The sequence below is a fragment of the Pantoea sp. YU22 genome (genome assembly GCF_003970755.1).
Lineage (GTDB): Bacteria > Pseudomonadota > Gammaproteobacteria > Enterobacterales > Enterobacteriaceae > Pantoea > Pantoea piersonii.
In genome coordinates this window covers 647,600-663,988 of the sequence record NZ_RYDU01000001.1, presented here as the reverse complement: position 1 = coordinate 663,988, position 16,389 = coordinate 647,600, and the positions used below count along the sequence as shown (strand labels likewise).

Here is a 16,389-nt window from a genome sequence, read left to right as displayed (position 1 = left end):
CAGATAAAAAGCCGCTCCGGAGAGCGGCTCGCGGCTCAGTAACCCATGCCTTTTTTCAGATCCAGCTGTGCCTGCGCATCAGCAGGCAGATAGAGCCGGGATTCGGTTTTGGTGATTTTCGGCGGCAGCGTGCCATCCTTTTTGAATTTCTCCAGCGCGTCGAAAGCCGGACCAGCCATATTCGGCGTCAGCTCGACGTTGGCGTTAGCTTCTCCCGCCAGCATCGCCTTATAGATATCGGGCACGCCGTCGATAGAGCCGGTGAGGATATCTTTGCCCGGCTTCAAGCCAGCTTCTTTAATCGCCTGAATCGCGCCGATTGCCATATCGTCGTTGTGCGCATAGACCATACAGATGTTCTTGCCGTTGTTTTCCGCCTTGATAAAGCTCTCCATCACCTCTTTGCCCTTGCTGCGGGTAAAGTCGCCAGACTGCGAACGAACCAGTTTGATATTGGGATGGCCGGCGATCGCCTCGGCAAAGCCTTTTTTACGGTCGATAGCGACGCTGGCGCCGACGGTGCCCTGCAGCTCGACAACGTTGCACGGCTTGTTACCGACGGTTTTCACCAGCCAGTCGCCAATCAGTTTGCCCTCCAGCACGTTATCGGCGGTCACCACCGTCATATAGAGCGATTTATCTTTCACCACGATGGCGCGGTCGAGCAGGAACACCGGAATTTTGGCATCTTTGGCCTCTTCCAGCACCGGCTCCCAGCCGGTCTGCACCACCGGCGCAATAAAGATCGCGTCGACGCCTTGTGCGATAAACGACCTGACCGCTTTGATCTGGTTCTCCTGTTTTTGCTGACCGTCAGCGATTTTCAGCGTGATGCCGCGCTTCGCCGCTTCACTTTTCGCCACGTTAGTTTCCGCTGCACGCCAGCCAGATTCGGAGCCGACCTGAGAGAAGCCGACGGTCAGGTCAGCCGCCATTACCGGCGCTGCTAACGCGGTGCTGACCAGGGTGGTCACAAGTAAACGTTTCCACATAGTTTGCATTCCTCTGAAGGGCTTTTGCGAGTAAGGGTAAAGAGCCCGTTTAGCCTGGCGTAAATCGCTATGAATAAGGGCGACGCGCCTCACAAATTAGTTCAAATTAAAGGGGTTACGTGCAGGTATGGCAGTTGCTCGCCTTAGCAGGCATGGACAAAATGACTGGTTATTTTAAAAACGCTGGTTAAATAAATGTAATAAACAGAATCGCTTATGAAATCTGCTCCTGAAAGCGATTACAATTATACGTAAACTTTGGTCATCGCACGTGGTGCAGGCGAGATGATAAATTTGTGATTTTCCGCACAGAAACCGGGAATGAACAGGCGCGTCTGAGGCGCCCTTTTGACCACCGGAAAGAGGGCCTGAATGATTAAAAACGCTGTTATTTACTCCTTTCAGTCACCCTGGTGGCGGGGAACGTAATAAATACACTTTTATAACCCTAAGCGAAGCGGATTCAGCCTCAGAAAAGTGTAATCGCAGACGTGGCGAGCCCTGGCACCGTTTAGCGCAGCGGCAAGCGACGGGCGGCGGCGCCATCCCTTTTAGCCGTTTCGCTTTTTTTATGCTCAGATGATAATAAGTGGCGTTTTTAGCGCATTGATTAGCAAAAATAAATAATTTGTCTCTTTTACAGCATAAGACGCTGGACAGCGTGCAGTTGCTCCCTATACTGACCTCTCCTCTGTTCTCTTCATTTATGGCAATCATGACCGCGCAAGATTACCTGCTCAAATTCCGCAAAGTGAATAATCTGGAAAGTCTGGAAAAGCTCTACGATCACCTCAACTACTCGCTCACCGATGATAAAGAGATTATCAGCATGTACCGCGCGGCGGATCATCGGCGCGCTGAGCTGGCGTCAGGCGGTCGGCTGTACGATTTAGGCCGCGTGCCTAAAACCGTGTGGCGTTACGTCGTCTGATCCGCGATTAACGGGCCTGCTGGCGCCGCTTCTCTTCTGCGCAGGCAGGCTCTGTTTGAACGTGTTATTCTCTCCCGCTTTCCTTGTCGCAACAGGATCATCCTCATGAATGAATCGGTAACCGCGCCGCGTCTGGGCGGCTGGCTGCTAGTCCCGCTCGCCTGGCTGATTATGATGCTGCTCACCAGCGCCCTGGTGGTGGCAATGTATCTCAGCCCGCTGTTTAATCCGGAATGGCGCGCGACGCTGTTTTCGCACGGCGGCATGCTGGTGACCAACTGGGCAATCTCTCTGCTGACCGCGCTCGCCGTCTGGCTTTACAGCCTGTGGGTATGCTGGATCTTCTGCAAACGTTCGCGCCGCCTGCCACGCCACTACATTATCTGGCTGCTGGTCACGCTGCTGCTGGCGCTAAAGACCTTCGCCTTTACACCGGTCGCCGACGGCAAAGCTGCTCAGACGCTGCTGCTGGCCCTGCTCGCCGCCGCGGTTTTCGTGCCCTACTTCAAACGTTCCCAGCGGGTAAAAACGACGTTTATCCGGCCGTAACGCCGTGAGTTTCGTCAACAATTTAATCCTGAGTGCGAAACAGCCTGCTGCGTTTCGCGCAGTGGTTGAGATAGCGTCACAGATCACAGATAATGAGCCGCTTTCCGAATCAATGGCGAAAAAATGACCGATTATCTGCTGCTGTTTGTAGGCACTGTGCTGGTGAACAACTTCGTTCTGGTGAAATTCCTTGGCCTCTGTCCTTTTATGGGCGTTTCCAAAAAGCTGGAAACGGCGATTGGCATGGGCCTTGCCACCACCTTCGTGATCACCCTGGCGTCGATTTGCGCCTGGCTGGTAAACCACCTGATCCTGGTGCCGCTCGATCTCGTCTATCTGCGCACCATGGCTTATATCCTGGTGATCGCCGTCGTGGTGCAGTTCACCGAAATGGTGGTGCGTAAAACCAGCCCGTCGCTCTACCGACTGCTCGGCATTTTTCTGCCGTTGATTACCACCAACTGCGCGGTGCTCGGCGTGCCGCTGCTGAGCGTTAACCTCAACCATACCTTTTTGCAGGCGGCTCTTTATGGCTTTAGCGCCTCACTCGGCTTTTCGCTGGTGATGGTGCTGTTTGCCGGGATGCGCGAGCGTCTGGTGCTGGCTAACGTGCCTGCGCCCTTTAAAGGCTCCTCTATCGCACTGGTGACCGCTGGCCTGATGGCGCTGGCGTTTATGGGCTTTACCGGTCTGGTGAAATTCTGATGACCGCTATCTGGATTGCAATTATTGTTCTGAGCGCGCTGGCCCTGGTGTTTGGCGCGCTGCTGGGCTACGCCTCTCGCCGCTTCGAAGTAGAAGAAGATCCCATTGTCGAACAGATTGACGAATTGCTGCCGCAAAGCCAGTGCGGCCAGTGCGGCTACCCCGGCTGCCGTCCCTATGCGGACGCGGTGGGCAACAACGGCGAGGCGATTAACAAATGCGCGCCGGGCGGCGAGCAGACCATGCTCAAGCTGGCGGCATTGCTGAACGTCGATCCCCAGCCGATTGACGGCGACGAAACGGCGAAAGAGCCGGTGCGCACCGTGGCCTGGATTGATGAAGCGAACTGCATCGGCTGCACCAAATGCATCCAGGCCTGCCCGGTTGACGCTATCGTCGGCGCGACGCGCGCCATGCATACCGTGCTGAGCGACGTCTGTACCGGCTGCGATCTCTGCGTCGCGCCCTGTCCTACCGACTGCATCGAGATGCGTCCAGTGGCGACCACTACCGCTAACTGGAAGTGGGATCTCGAAACCATTCCTGTACGGGTGATCCCGGTAGAAAGTCATGCTTAATCTGTTGAATATCTTTCGTAAAGAGAAGCTGTGGGATTTCCAGGGCGGCATCCATCCGCCTGAAATGAAAACCCAGTCTAACGGCACCCCGCTGAGCCAGCTGCCGCTGCCGGACCGTTTTATTATTCCGCTGAAACAGCATATCGGCCATGAAGGCGAGATTTGCGTTGCGCCGGGCGATCGCGTGCTGCGCGGTCAGCCGCTCACCTTTGGCAACGGCCGGATGCTGCCGGTGCACGCGCCGACCTCGGGCACCATCGATGCGATTGCGCAGCATATGACCGCGCATCCCTCCGGGCTGTCGGAACTCTGCATTTTTATGTCGCCGGACGGCGAGGATCGCTGGACGACGCTGGAGCCGATGGCGGACTACCGCCAGCGCCAGCGCGCCGATATCGTTCAGCGCATTCACGATGCGGGCGTCGCCGGCCTTGGCGGCGCGGGCTTTCCGACCGGCACCAAGCTGCGCGGCGGACTGCGCGGCGTAAAAACATTAATTATCAATGCCGCTGAATGTGAGCCCTATATCACCGCCGACGATCGCCTGATGCAGGATTATGCCGCCGAAGTGCTGGAAGGCAGCCGCATCCTCGCCTGGGTATTGCAGGCTGAGCGCGTGTTAATCGGCATTGAAGATAACAAGCCGGAAGCGATTGCCGCGCTGAAGCGAGCGCTGGGCGGCGAGCGCGATCTGCACATCCGCGTTATTCCGACAAAATATCCCTCTGGCGGCGCAAAGCAGCTGACCAAAATACTTACCGGTCTGGAAGTGCCGCACGGCGGACGTTCTACCGATATCGGCGTGCTGATGCAGAACGTCGGCACCGCCTGGGCGGTGAAGCGCGCGGTGATCAACGGCGAGCCCCTGACCGAACGCGTGGTGACCCTGACCGGCGAGGCGATTGCGCAGCCGCGCAACGTCTGGAGCCGGATCGGCACCCCCATCAGCCATCTGCTGCACCAGGTCGGCTTTACGCCCGCTCCGCGCCAGATGGTCATTATGGGTGGTCCGCTGATGGGCTTTACCCTGCCGTCGCTTGACGTGCCGGTAGTGAAAATCACCAACTGCATTCTCGCGCCCTCCGCCAGCGAAATGGGCAACAACGACGAGGAGCAGTCCTGCATTCGCTGCTCCGCCTGCGCCGACGCCTGCCCGGCGAAGCTGCTGCCGCAGCAGCTCTACTGGTACAGCCAGGGCGGCGATCACGATAAAGCGCGCGCCCACCATATCGACGACTGCATTGAGTGCGGCGCCTGCGCCTATGTCTGTCCGAGCAATATTCCGCTGGTGCAGTATTACCGCCAGGAGAAGGCCGAGCTGCGCGCTATCGATCTTGAGGCGAAGCGTACCGCTGAAGCGAAAGCGCGCTTTGAGGCGCGCCAGGCACGTCTGGAGCGTGAAAAGCTGGCGCGTGAAGCGAAGCATGAGCAGGCGAAGCAGCGCGTTGCGCGCAGCGACGAAGGCGAACTGGCCGCAGCCCGCGAACGCGTTATGGCGAAGCGGCAGGCGGCAGGCGAAGTTGATCCGGCGGTAGAAGAAGCACAGCGTCAGGCGCGACACGCTCAGGCGCATTTGCGTCAGGCTGAAGCGCAGGCGGAAACCCAGGCGCTGAGCCGCCAGGCTGAGGATCCGCGTAAGGCGGCCGTAGAGGCTGCGATCGCCCGTGCTAAGGCGAAGAAAACTACGCAGCCTGAAGCAGCGGAAGAAGCGAAGACGGAGGCAGCCGACCCGCGCAAAGCGGCGGTAGAAGCCGCCATCGCCCGCGCAAAGGCGAAGAAAGCCGCCGCCGTGCAGACAGAAGAGACGCCGCCGAACGAGGATGCGGCATCGGTCGATCCACGCAAAGCAGCGGTAGAAGCTGCTATCGCCCGTGCGAAGGCGAAGAAAGCCGCCACCGCGCAGGCTACAGCCGATGCGCCGACGGAAGAGACGCCGCCGATCGAGGATGCGTCGCCGGCCGATCCGCGCAAGGCGGCGGTAGAAGCCGCTATCGCCCGTGCGAAGGCGAAGAAAGCCGCCGCGCAGGCTACAGCCGATACGCCGACGGAAGAGACGCAGCCGGTCGAGGAGGCGCCGTCGGTTGAAAATGCTTCGCCGGTCGATCCGCGCAAGGCGGCGGTAGAAGCCGCCATTGCCCGCGCGAAGGCGAAGAAAGCCGCCGCGCAGGCTACAGCCGATACGCCGATGGAAGAGACGCAGCCGGTCAAGGATGCGCCGTCGCTTGAAACTGCTTCGCCGGTCGACCCGCGCAAAGCGGCGGTAGAAGCCGCCATTGCCCGTGCGAAGGCGAAGAAAGCCGAAGCTGCACAGGCCGCTGCCGGTACGTTGACCGAAGAGGTGTTGCCGGTCGAGGACACCCCGCCGGTCGATCCGCGTAAGGCGGCGGTGGAAGCCGCCATCGCCCGCGCTAAAGCGAAGAAAGCCGCCGCGCAGGGATCAGAAAAGGACGTCGTGAATCTCGACGTTGAAAACAGTGATGCGCGTCCGTCGGAAGACGCGCGCAAGGCAGCCGTCGCTGCCGCCATCGCCCGGGCAAAAGCGCGTAAAGCGCAGACGCCGTCGACGTTTGAGGAATAAATGGCTTTTCGTATCGCAAGTTCTCCTTATACCCATAACCGCCGCAGCACCGGCAACATTATGCTGCTGGTGGTGCTGGCGGCCGTCCCTGGCTTTGCCGCGCAGTGGTATTTCTTTGGTTACGGCAGCGTATTGCAGGTGTTGCTGGCGGTGCTGACCGCCTGGCTGGCGGAAGCAGCGATTCTGCGTCTGCGCAAGGCGCCGATTGCTCCCAGCCTCGCGGATAACTCCGCGCTGCTGACCGCTGTGCTTATCGGCATCAGCCTGCCGCCGCTCGCCCCCTGGTGGCTGGTGGTGATCGGCACCCTTTTCGCTATTGTCATCGCCAAACAGCTCTACGGCGGACTGGGACAGAACCCGTTTAACCCGGCTATGGTCGGCTATGTGGTGCTGCTGATCTCTTTCCCGGTGCAGATGACCAGCTGGCTGCCGCCCGACGCGCTGCAGGTGGTTAAACCGGGTCTGCTCGATTCGCTGAGCATGATTTTCACTGGCCATACTCTGGCGGGCGATACCATGCAACAGCTGCAGCTGGGCGTGGACGGCATTAGCCAGGCGACGCCGCTGGATAATTTCAAAACCGGACTGCGCGCCGGCCACAGCGCAGAACAGCTGCTGGCGCAGCCGATTTATACCGGCGTCCTGGCCGGTCTCGGCTGGCAGTGGATCAATATCGGCTACCTGGCGGGCGGGCTGTTTCTGCTGTGGAAGAAGGCGATTCGCTGGCATATTCCCGCGGCGATGCTGCTGTCGCTGGCGTTCTGCGCCACGCTGGGCTGGCTGATCTCGCCGGAAAGTTTGAATACCCCGCTGATCCACCTTTTCTCCGGCGCGACCATGCTCGGCGCGTTTTTTATCGCCACCGACCCGGTTACCGCCTCTACCACCAACCGCGGGCGCCTGCTCTATGGCGCGCTGATTGGTCTGCTGGTGTGGCTAATCCGTAGTTTTGGCGGCTATCCCGACGGCGTGGCTTTTGCCGTCCTGCTGGCGAATATCTGCGTGCCGCTGATCGATTACTACACGCAGCCGCGCGTCTACGGCCATCGCAAGGAGTGATCGATGCTTGAGACTATCCGCAAAAACGCCGTCACCCTGGCGCTGTTCGCCGTCTTTACCACCGGTTTAACCGCCGTGGTGAACTACGTCACCAAACCCACTATCGCGCACCAGACGGCGCTGAATCAGAAAAACCTGCTGGATCAGGTGGTGCCTGTGGATCTGTACGATAATCAGATCCAGCACGAATGTTACCTTGTCACCGATCCTGCGCTGGGGACGACCACGCCGCACCATCTCTATCTGGCGCGTAAAGGCGATACGGCAGTTGCGGCCGCGCTTGAGACCACCGCGCCGGATGGCTATTCTGGTGCGATACAGATGCTGGTTGGCGCTGATTTTCACGGTAAAGTGCTGGGCGTGCGCGTTATTGAACACCACGAGACGCCCGGCCTCGGCGATAAGATCGAACTGCGTATTTCCAACTGGATTAACAGCTTTAATGGCAAAGTCGTACACGGCGCCGATGATAAAGCCTTTGCGGTGAAGAAAGATGGCGGCGAATTTGATCAGTTTACCGGCGCGACTATTACTCCGCGCGCGGTAGTCAACGCCACCCGACGCACCGCGCTACTGATTGAAACTTTGAGCGGCAGGCTCTCGTCGCTGCCCGAATGTGGAGAGGCAAATGAGTGAAGCCAAAAACCTGCTGGTTGGCGGACTGTGGAAAAATAACTCGGCGCTGGTGCAGCTGCTGGGGCTCTGCCCGCTGCTGGCAGTAACTTCGACGGCGACCAACGCGCTGGGCCTCGGTCTGGCGACCACGCTGGTGCTGACCATTACCAACAGCGCTATTTCCGCTTCGCGCCGCTGGGTGCCGTCGGAGATCCGCATCCCGATCTACGTCATGATTATCGCCTCGGTGGTGAGCTGCGTGCAGATGTTGATCAACGCCTACGCCTATGGCCTCTATGAGTCGCTCGGCATCTTTATTCCGCTTATCGTGACCAACTGCATCGTGGTCGGCCGCGCCGAAGCGGTCGCCTCGAAAAGCAGCATTCCCCTTGCCGCGCTCGACGGCTTCGCTATCGGCATGGGCGCGACCTGCGCCATGGTCACGCTCGGCTCGATTCGTGAGCTGATCGGCAGCGGCACGCTGTTTAACGGTGCGGATCAGCTGCTCGGCCCCTGGGCGAAGGCGCTGCGCATCGAGGTGGTGCATTTCGATTCGCCGATGCTGCTGGCGATGTTGCCGCCGGGCGCTTTTATCGGGCTGGGCATGCTGCTGGCTGCGAAGTACGTTATCGATCAGAAGATGAAACAGCGCGCTGTGCGTCGCGCCGCTGAAGCGGCGGCGGCTGAACCGCACGCCCAGGCCGGGAAAGCAGTGTGAATCAGGCAAAGCGCGTAGAAATTCTCCGTCGGCTGCGGGAGAACAACCCGCACCCCACGACTGAACTTAACTTCACCTCACCTTTTGAGCTGCTGATCGCCGTGCTGCTGTCGGCGCAGGCGACTGACGTCAGCGTCAATAAGGCAACCGCCAGGCTCTATCCCGTCGCGAATACGCCTGCCGCCATGCTGGCGCTGGGCGTGGAAGGCGTGAAGGAACATATCAAAACCATCGGCCTCTACAACAGCAAAGCCGAGAACGTCATTAAGACCTGCCGTATGTTGCTGGAGCAGCACGGCGGCGAAGTGCCGGAAGATCGCGCCGCGCTGGAGGCGCTGCCGGGCGTAGGCCGCAAAACGGCCAACGTGGTGCTGAATACCGCTTTTGGCTGGCCGACCATCGCCGTTGATACCCATATTTTCCGCGTCAGCAACCGCACCCGCTTTGCGCCAGGAAAAAACGTGGAAGAGGTTGAGGCGAAGCTGCTGAAGGTGGTCCCCAGCGAGTTCAAGGTCGATTGCCATCACTGGCTGATCCTGCATGGCCGCTATACCTGCGTTGCGCGCAAACCGCGCTGCGGCGCCTGTCTGATTGAAGATCTGTGCGAGTTTCCGGACAAGACGGAAATTTAACGGGCGCGAAAACGCCCGTAGCAAGCTAGCGACGCGCCAGTGCCGCCTGTAGCCAGGCGATCGCCAGCGGCGAATTTTTATTTTGCAGCGCGGCCCGCTCTGACTGAAACAGCGTCGCGACAAAGAAAGGATGATCGTTCAGTTCGATGCCGCGCACATCGCCCGACGCGTCCCAGGACGTGATGCGCAGGTTTTCTCCTTCCAGCGCCTCGCTGAAGGCGGGGTTAACGCCGAAGTTGCAGTGATAGCCCTCATCGCTTGACTGCGCGCCATAGGCCTCGGCAATGCGCGATCCCGGCGCGAATCTCACTTCTCCGCGCTGCTCCACCAGCGAACAGCTCAACGGCGCGATCACCATGCGGCCGCCTTCGTCGGTCTCGGCGTGATTCGCATCCTGCCAGCCCAGCACATTGCGGGCGTACTCGATTACCGCATACTGAAAACCGCCGCAGGACCCCAGAAAAGGGTGTCGCTGCTCTCGCGCCCAGCGAATGGTCTCAAATACCGCGTCATCATTTTTATAAGGACTACCAGGTACCACCCAGACAGCATCGCTGCTGCGTACGGCGTCTGAAACGTCCGGCTGGTCGGTAGGAAGCCAGGTGAAGCTAGCGGAAACGCCCAGGTGCGCGGCGGCGCGCTCGATAGCCAGCGGAATGGCCTGATGCGCAACGGCGCTGGCGCGGTAATCGCCCACCAGTGCCAGGTTTAGAGAGGCTGTCATGTTAACGTCCTGTAAAGAGAAATATCGAGGTTACCGGATCGGTAATTTGTTGTCGAGACGGTAAAAATCGCAATTTTCATCTGGCTGCGGCGTGGATTTTCGCTCACGCATGCGACGCCTCCTCCCCGGCACGGTGAGACGCGATTAACTGCTCCCGCCTGGCATTATCAGGGCATTTTTAACGCCCTTTTCGGCTACGCAAACGCTTTCTTCTTTTACCTGATGAATTAATTGATGATTTTGTGCGAAGGATCAACTTTTACACCTGGCTTGTCATTTTAAGGAAGATTTTTGCCGATTTGTTGTTCAAATTAGCTGATAAGTGGATCACATACAAAACATTAAACTGGTTAATTAACGAACCACAACACCTTAGCCTGCAAAATAACGCCAAAGCAGCTTATCTGGTTCTTGTTGCCTGGCGCACCTGAAAAACAACCGTTTGTTCTGATAGAATTGCCAGAGTTGAAATTAAAATCCATTTAACAAACTTCGCTCGGGTTTTAAACCTTACGCAACCCAAGCTTTACAGCATTCAAAAAATTCTTGCCCTGATGCGCGTTATCAGCCACATTAGGCGCCGCTTTTCCCTACTAATAACAATGTCGCGCATGGAAACCTGACATGACGCGGACTTATTTCCTGTCATAAAACAGGGTACGAGAAAAACTGAGGTACAAGTGTCAACTGCAAACAAACACACTGATGAGGCCGTCAGCCTCAATGCGTTCAAACAGCCGAAGGCGTTCTACCTGATCTTCTCGATTGAGTTGTGGGAACGTTTCGGCTTCTACGGCCTGCAGGCCATTATGGCTGTTTACCTGGTGAAACAGCTGGGCATGTCAGAAGCGGACTCTATTACCCTCTTCGCCTCTTTTAGCGCGCTGGTCTACGGCCTGGTGGCTATCGGCGGCTGGCTGGGCGATAAGGTGCTGGGCACCAAACGCGTTATTATGCTGGGCGTGCTCGTGCTGGCGCTGGGTTATGCGCTGGTCGCCTTCTCTGGCCATAACGTCGGCATGGTCTATATCGGCATGGCGACCATCGCGGTGGGCAGCGGTCTGTTTAAAGCCAACCCCTCTTCGCTGCTCTCGACCTGCTACGAGAAAGACGATCCGCGTCTCGACGGCGCCTTCACCATGTTCTATATGTCGATCAACGTCGGCTCGCTGTTCTCTATGATGCTGACCCCCTGGCTGGCGGCGAAATATGGCTGGAGCGTGGCGTTTTCGCTTTCGGTGGTCGGTCTGATCATCACCCTGCTTAATTTCCTGTTCTGCAAAGGTCTGGTTAAGAACTACGGTTCTAAGCCCGACTTCGCACCGCTGAACGTCGGCAAACTGCTGATGACGCTGGTCGGCGTTGTAGTGCTGGTCGCCATCGCGACCTGGCTGCTGCATAACCAGACTATTGCGCGCATCACCCTGGGCGTGGTCGCGCTGGGCATTATCCTGATCTTCGCGAAAGAAGCTTTTGCCCTGCATGGCGCGGCACGTCGTAAGATGATCGTGGCGTTCCTGCTGATGGTCGAGGCGATCGTCTTCTTCGTGCTCTATATGCAGATGCCGACTTCGCTCAACTTCTTTGCGATTCGCAACGTCGGGCACACCATTCTGGGCATTACCTTTGAGCCGGAACAGTTCCAGGCGCTTAACCCGTTCTGGATCATGCTGGCGAGCCCGCTGCTGGCGGCGGTCTATAACAAGCTGGGCGATAAGCTGCCGATGCCGTTTAAGTTCGCTATCGGTATGGTGCTCTGCTCGGCAGCCTTCCTGGTGCTGCCGATGGGCGCGAAGTTCGCTTCGGATGCCGGTATCGTCTCGGTTAACTGGCTGATCCTCAGCTATGCATTGCAGAGCGTGGGCGAGCTGATGATTTCCGGGCTGGGCCTGGCGATGGTCGCGCAGCTGGTGCCGCAGCGTCTGATGGGCTTTATTATGGGTTCCTGGTTCCTCACCACCGCTGGCGCAGCGATGATCGCCGGTAAAGTGGCAGGTCTGATGGCGGTGCCTGAGAACGTAACTGACCCCCTCGCCTCGCTGAGCGTCTACAGCAGCGTCTTCCAGCAGATTGGTATCGTTACCGGCGTGATTGCCGTGCTGATGCTGCTGACGGCGCCGCTGCTGAACCGCATGACGCAGACACCGCAGGCGGAGCTGGAAAAAGCGCAGGCCTGATTATTCAGGTTCTATGCAGCCGGGCCATGCGCCCGGCTTTTTTTTATCCTTTTTCGGGCCAGACAGAACGCTTGACCGAGGTCACTGGCAAATCTGCGACGACGCATTAAGCTGCAATGATGCTGTCGCAACCCGGAGGTCCGTTATGAAACTGTTCTGTAAGGCTGGCGCCTGCTCACTTTCGCCGCATATCGTGCTGCGTGAGTGCGGGCTCGACTTCACCCAGGTTAATGTCGACCTGATGAAAAAAGTCACCGAATGCAGCGAAGATTACTGGCAAATCAACCCCAAGGGCCAGGTGCCGGCGCTGGAGCTGGATGACGGCACCGTACTGACCGAAGGCGTGGCGATTGTGCAGTATCTGGCGGACCTGAAGCCCGATCGCCAGCTGCTGGCGCCGGTCGGCAGCCTGACGCGCTACCACACGCTGGAGTGGCTCAGCTTTATCAGCAGCGAGCTGCATAAAACCTTCATCCCGCTGTTTAAACCCGACACCCCTGACGACTATAAACCTCTGCTGCGCGCCCGGCTGGAACAACAGTTCCGCTACGTCGATAAGGCGCTGCAGGATAAGCAGTGGCTGATGGGGCTGCGCTTTAGCGTGGCGGATGCCTATCTCTACGTGATGGTGCGCTGGGCGCATGCGCTGAAGCTAGAGCTGGATGGGCTGTCAGCGCTGGAAGCCTGGTTCCAGCGCGCCTCCCAGCGGCCCGCGGTGCAGGCGGCGCTAAAGGCGGAAGGGATAGCGTAACAAGCGGGGCCGACAGGATATCGGCCCGGTGCGAGCTTACAGAGGCTCGGCGGTAAAGTGCTGGGTCGGCTGCGCGATAGCGTCCTGCGCCGCCACCAGCTGCAGTTCATATTCGCCCATAGCATGGGTCGTCAGCATCACTTCGTAGACGGCGGCGGTGACATGCTCCAGAGCGCTTTTCAGATCCTTGCCGTGCAGCAGATTCACCAGCAGCAGGCCGCTGGTCAGATCGCCGACGCCGACCGGTTGCCGCACGCCGAAATCCACCAGCGGGCGGCTGATATGCCAGGCCTCTTCCGCCGTTACCAGCAGCATCTCGAAGCGATCGCTGCGGCGTCCGGCGCGCGCCAGGTGTTTCACCAGCACCACGCGCGGCCCCTGCGCAATCAGCGCGCGCGCTGCCGCCGTCGCCTCTTCTACGCTGGTCACGCTGCGCTCGCTAAGCATCTCCAGCTCCAGCAGATTGGGCGCAATAATGTCGCTGGCGGGCATGGCGTATTTGCAGTGATACTCCGCCACGCCGGGCGCCACGATACACCCTTTTTCAGGATGGCCCATCACTGGATCGCAAAAGAACCAGGCGTCGGGGTTGGCGGCCTTTACCATGCGCACGATTTCAAGGATCTGCTCGCCCTGCTCAGCTGAGCCAAGGTAGCCGCTCAGTACCGCGTCGCAGGTTTTCAGGCGATCGATATCGCTGATGCCCTTGACGATATCCGTCAGGTGCGTTGCGGGCATCACGGTGCCGGTCCAGTGACCATACTGGGTGTGGTTGGAGAACTGTACGGTGTTAAGCGGCCAGACATTGGCCCCCATGCGCCGCATCGGGAACTCGGCGGCGGCGTTACCTGCATGGCCGAACACCACATGCGACTGAATTGCGAGAATATTCTTCATTATTTTCTGTACTGCCTTGCCCTTGCCGTCCATAAAAAAGGGCCGGAGACCGGCCCTGAGCGCTTACTGCCAGACAATCAGGCAGTAGTGTTTTTTACCGCGACGCAGCAGCGTATAGCGACCAAACAGCTTATCGCTCTCGCTAAAACGGTATTCCGCGTTTGACTGCTTCTCGCCGTTGATGGTGACGGCGTTTGAGCCGATCATGGTGCGCGCCTGACCGCGTGACGGCACCAGTTCAGCATTCACCAGCGCCTGCTGCAGATCATCTTCCGCGCCCAGCTCAACGGTCGGCATGCCGTCCTGCGCCAGCTGTTCGAAGTCCGCTTCGGTCATGTCGCTCAGCGCGCCGGAGAACAGGCTTTCGGTAATACGCTTCGCCGCGGCCAGACCCGCTTCGCCGTGTACCAGACGCGTAACGCTTTCGGCGAGCACATACTGCGCGCGCGGCGCTTTCCCGCTGTTCTTGTCTTCTTCTTCCAGCGCGTTGATCTCTTCCAGGCTCAGGAAGGTGAAGAACTTGAGGAAACGGTAGACGTCGGCGTCCGCAGTATTGATCCAGAACTGGTAGAACTTATACGGGCTGGTTTTCTTCGCATCGAGCCACACCGCGCCGCCTTCGGTTTTACCGAACTTGGTGCCGTCCGATTTGGTGATCAGCGGCACCGTCAGGCCAAAGACCTGATTCTGGTAGAGGCGACGCGTCAGATCGATGCCGGAAGTGATGTTGCCCCACTGATCGGAACCGCCAATCTGCAGCGACACGCCGTGACGCTTGTTCAGCTCGGCGAAGTCGTAGCCCTGCAGCAGGTTGTAGGAGAACTCGGTAAAGGAGATCCCCTGGTCGTCGCGGTTCAGGCGCTGTTTCACCGCTTCTTTGTTAATCATCTGATTCACAGAGAAGTGCTTGCCGATATCGCGCAGGAAGGTCAGCACGTTCATGCTGCCGAACCAGTCGTAGTTGTTAGCGGCGATAGCGCTGTTGTCGCCGCAGTCGAAATCGAGGAAAGGCGCGACCTGCTTGCGGATCTTCTCGACCCACTCGCCTACGGTTTCGCTGGTATTGAGTTTACGTTCTGCTGCTTTAAAGCTGGGATCGCCAATCAGACCGGTGGCACCACCCACCAGCGCGACCGGCTTGTGTCCGGCATCCTGAAAACGTTTCAGGCAGAGCAGCGGCACCAGATGGCCCAAATGCAAGCTGTCAGCGGTCGGATCGAAGCCGCAATAGAGGGAGATCGGCCCTTGCGCCAGTCGCTCTGCTAACGCTTCCTCGTCCGTTACCTGGGCGATTAAGCCCCGTTCCTGCAATTGTTGTATCAGGTTACTGCTGGTCATCACTGACTCCAAATTGATCAGACTGCACCTATGCTGGTACACAGCTCTCCGCTGAGTGCGGAAAAAAAAGAGGGCTATAGCATAAAGCGCTGGCGACTTCTGTGCCAGCGCTGAGAGAGTAGAAAAACGCTGTTTTACGGGGCTAAGCGGTCGATTTTCCAGCCGTTGTCGTCGCGCTGGTAGAGGAAACGGTCATGCAGGCGATGTTCGCCCCCCTGCCAGAACTCCATGGTATGAAATTTAACGCGATATCCTCCCCAGAAACTCGGCAGCGGCACCTCTCCCTGCTGGAACTTCTGCTTCAGTTCGAGGAACTTGCCCTCCAGCACGCCGCGCGCCGAGATACGGCTCGACTGACGCGATACCCAGGCGCCGATCTGGCTGTCGCGCGGGCGGCTATGGAAATATTTCAGCACTTCCAGCGGCGACAGTTTCTCCGCTTCGCCCAGCACCATCACCTGCCGCTCAAGGAAGTGCCACGGGAAGTGCAGCGAAATACGCGGATTGCCGGCAAGATGCTGCGCTTTGCGACTGCCCAGGTTGGTATAAAACACCAGACCGTTGTCATCATAGTGCTTGAGCAGCACGATGCGCTGGTAAGGCTGCCCCTGCTCATCCACCGTCGCTACTGTCATGGCAGTGGGATCGGGCAGCTGCGCCTCGCACGCCTGCTGCAGCCAGGTTTCAAACAGCGCCAGCGGCTGGTCCGGCAGATCCTTGCGACGCAGCCCGCCGCGCGTATATTCGCGGCGCAGGCTGGCGATATCTTGCAGAGTGAAATTCGTGCTCATAAGGAGTTACTCAACATGAACTGACTGGCTGGCAGGCTGCAGCGCACAGTCGTTAACGACGATTTTATCGTCACGCTCGATAAAGGCGGTATCGCCTTTGCTCCAGAATACATATTTCCCGTCGCTGTAGCGCGCGCCTGAGGCGGAAATCGCTCGCTTCAGCGTTAAAGGCTGGCCGTCCATAATAAAGCTGACCTGATCGCTGACGTTGTCGAGCGTGACGGTCAGCGGCAAGGTTCCACAGCGATAGTGCAGCGTTTGCGGCGCCTCAGCCTGCTTGTGCATCAGGCCGCAGCCCGAGAGCAGCAGCGCGGCGGCAAAAATTAACCCCTGTTTCATCATGATTCTCCTTAC

The 16,389-nt window shown here is 58.5% G+C and carries 17 protein-coding genes; 11 read left to right on the top strand and 6 right to left on the bottom strand.

Going from position 1 to position 16,389, the window contains the following annotated elements; genetic code table 11:
• Positions 1-35: 35 nt before the first annotated feature.
• On the bottom strand, positions 36-992 hold the full coding sequence (gene ytfQ / locus EKL29_RS03225) for a galactofuranose ABC transporter, galactofuranose-binding protein YtfQ (protein ID WP_126688828.1): 957 nt from the start codon (positions 990-992) through the stop codon (positions 36-38).
• 715 nt (positions 993-1,707) lie between these two features.
• On the opposite strand from ytfQ, the gene ydgT reads away from it, so the two are divergent.
• From ydgT to nth, 9 genes are all read left to right on the top strand, one after another.
• Entirely contained in the window at positions 1,708-1,923 is a 216-nt protein-coding gene (gene ydgT, locus EKL29_RS03220; protein WP_120452474.1) for a transcription modulator YdgT, read from the top strand.
• Between the two features lie 105 nt (positions 1,924-2,028).
• Entirely contained in the window at positions 2,029-2,472 is a 444-nt protein-coding gene (locus EKL29_RS03215) for a DUF2569 domain-containing protein (RefSeq protein WP_126688827.1), read from the top strand.
• Between the two features lie 123 nt (positions 2,473-2,595).
• Positions 2,596-3,177, top strand: coding sequence for an electron transport complex subunit RsxA (gene rsxA / locus EKL29_RS03210; RefSeq protein WP_033747388.1), 582 nt, complete (start codon positions 2,596-2,598; stop codon positions 3,175-3,177).
• A complete protein-coding gene (gene rsxB, locus EKL29_RS03205) occupies positions 3,177-3,755 on the top strand; it encodes an electron transport complex subunit RsxB (protein WP_126688826.1) in 579 nt (192 codons plus the stop codon). Before rsxA ends, rsxB begins: the two co-directional genes overlap by 1 nt.
• Positions 3,748-6,333 carry an electron transport complex subunit RsxC gene (rsxC, locus tag EKL29_RS03200; RefSeq protein ID WP_126688825.1) on the top strand — a complete coding sequence of 862 codons (2,586 nt, stop codon included), beginning with the start codon at positions 3,748-3,750 and terminating at the stop codon, positions 6,331-6,333. The genes rsxB and rsxC overlap by 8 nt, the downstream gene beginning before the upstream one ends.
• Positions 6,334-7,392, top strand: a complete 1,059-nt coding sequence (gene rsxD, locus EKL29_RS03195) for an electron transport complex subunit RsxD (RefSeq protein ID WP_120452466.1) — start codon at positions 6,334-6,336, stop codon at positions 7,390-7,392.
• A gap of 3 nt (positions 7,393-7,395) precedes the next feature.
• Positions 7,396-8,028 carry an electron transport complex subunit RsxG gene (gene rsxG, locus EKL29_RS03190; RefSeq protein WP_126688824.1) on the top strand — a complete coding sequence of 211 codons (633 nt, stop codon included), beginning with the start codon at positions 7,396-7,398 and terminating at the stop codon, positions 8,026-8,028.
• A complete protein-coding gene (locus tag EKL29_RS03185; RefSeq protein WP_120452462.1) occupies positions 8,021-8,725 on the top strand; it encodes an electron transport complex subunit E in 705 nt (234 codons plus the stop codon). The genes rsxG and EKL29_RS03185 overlap by 8 nt, the downstream gene beginning before the upstream one ends.
• Positions 8,722-9,357 (top strand): endonuclease III, encoded by a 636-nt coding sequence (gene nth / locus EKL29_RS03180; RefSeq protein ID WP_126688823.1) that lies wholly within the window; start codon positions 8,722-8,724, stop codon positions 9,355-9,357. Before EKL29_RS03185 ends, nth begins: the two co-directional genes overlap by 4 nt.
• 25 nt (positions 9,358-9,382) lie before the next feature.
• Here nth and EKL29_RS03175 read toward each other — a convergent pair whose 3' ends face one another.
• A complete protein-coding gene (locus EKL29_RS03175) occupies positions 9,383-10,081 on the bottom strand; it encodes a CTP synthase (RefSeq protein ID WP_126688822.1) in 699 nt (232 codons plus the stop codon).
• A gap of 680 nt (positions 10,082-10,761) precedes the next feature.
• Between EKL29_RS03175 and dtpA the strand changes: the two genes are divergently transcribed.
• Entirely contained in the window at positions 10,762-12,258 is a 1,497-nt protein-coding gene (gene dtpA, locus EKL29_RS03170; RefSeq protein WP_120452456.1) for a dipeptide/tripeptide permease DtpA, read from the top strand.
• Positions 12,259-12,403: 145 nt separating this feature from the next.
• Positions 12,404-13,009 (top strand): glutathione transferase GstA, encoded by a 606-nt coding sequence (gene gstA, locus EKL29_RS03165; protein ID WP_126688821.1) that lies wholly within the window; start codon positions 12,404-12,406, stop codon positions 13,007-13,009.
• Positions 13,010-13,045: 36 nt separating this feature from the next.
• Here the strand turns inward: gstA and pdxY are convergent, their stop codons facing one another.
• The 4 genes from pdxY to EKL29_RS03145 form a co-directional block, all read right to left on the bottom strand.
• Positions 13,046-13,906, bottom strand: coding sequence for a pyridoxal kinase PdxY (gene pdxY, locus EKL29_RS03160; protein ID WP_120452879.1), 861 nt, complete (start codon positions 13,904-13,906; stop codon positions 13,046-13,048).
• A gap of 63 nt (positions 13,907-13,969) precedes the next feature.
• A complete protein-coding gene (gene tyrS / locus EKL29_RS03155; RefSeq protein WP_126688820.1) occupies positions 13,970-15,244 on the bottom strand; it encodes a tyrosine--tRNA ligase in 1,275 nt (424 codons plus the stop codon).
• A 134-nt stretch (positions 15,245-15,378) separates the two neighbouring features.
• Positions 15,379-16,035 (bottom strand): pyridoxamine 5'-phosphate oxidase, encoded by a 657-nt coding sequence (pdxH, locus tag EKL29_RS03150; RefSeq protein WP_120452451.1) that lies wholly within the window; start codon positions 16,033-16,035, stop codon positions 15,379-15,381.
• A gap of 6 nt (positions 16,036-16,041) precedes the next feature.
• On the bottom strand, positions 16,042-16,374 hold the full coding sequence (locus EKL29_RS03145; protein WP_126688967.1) for an MliC family protein: 333 nt from the start codon (positions 16,372-16,374) through the stop codon (positions 16,042-16,044).
• Positions 16,375-16,389 lie beyond the last annotated feature (15 nt).

Coding starts and splice junctions, on each gene's coding strand:
- ytfQ (WP_126688828.1), bottom strand. CDS start 992: ATGTGGAAACGTTTACTTGTGACCACCCTGGTCAGCACCGCGTTAGCA.
- ydgT (WP_120452474.1), top strand. CDS start 1,708: ATGACCGCGCAAGATTACCTGCTCAAATTCCGCAAAGTGAATAATCTG.
- EKL29_RS03215 (WP_126688827.1), top strand. CDS start 2,029: ATGAATGAATCGGTAACCGCGCCGCGTCTGGGCGGCTGGCTGCTAGTC.
- rsxA (WP_033747388.1), top strand. CDS start 2,596: ATGACCGATTATCTGCTGCTGTTTGTAGGCACTGTGCTGGTGAACAAC.
- rsxB (WP_126688826.1), top strand. CDS start 3,177: ATGACCGCTATCTGGATTGCAATTATTGTTCTGAGCGCGCTGGCCCTG.
- rsxC (WP_126688825.1), top strand. CDS start 3,748: ATGCTTAATCTGTTGAATATCTTTCGTAAAGAGAAGCTGTGGGATTTC.
- rsxD (WP_120452466.1), top strand. CDS start 6,334: ATGGCTTTTCGTATCGCAAGTTCTCCTTATACCCATAACCGCCGCAGC.
- rsxG (WP_126688824.1), top strand. CDS start 7,396: ATGCTTGAGACTATCCGCAAAAACGCCGTCACCCTGGCGCTGTTCGCC.
- EKL29_RS03185 (WP_120452462.1), top strand. CDS start 8,021: ATGAGTGAAGCCAAAAACCTGCTGGTTGGCGGACTGTGGAAAAATAAC.
- EKL29_RS03175 (WP_126688822.1), bottom strand. CDS start 10,081: ATGACAGCCTCTCTAAACCTGGCACTGGTGGGCGATTACCGCGCCAGC.
- gstA (WP_126688821.1), top strand. CDS start 12,404: ATGAAACTGTTCTGTAAGGCTGGCGCCTGCTCACTTTCGCCGCATATC.
- pdxY (WP_120452879.1), bottom strand. CDS start 13,906: ATGAAGAATATTCTCGCAATTCAGTCGCATGTGGTGTTCGGCCATGCA.
- tyrS (WP_126688820.1), bottom strand. CDS start 15,244: ATGACCAGCAGTAACCTGATACAACAATTGCAGGAACGGGGCTTAATC.
- pdxH (WP_120452451.1), bottom strand. CDS start 16,035: ATGAGCACGAATTTCACTCTGCAAGATATCGCCAGCCTGCGCCGCGAA.
- EKL29_RS03145 (WP_126688967.1), bottom strand. CDS start 16,374: ATGAAACAGGGGTTAATTTTTGCCGCCGCGCTGCTGCTCTCGGGCTGC.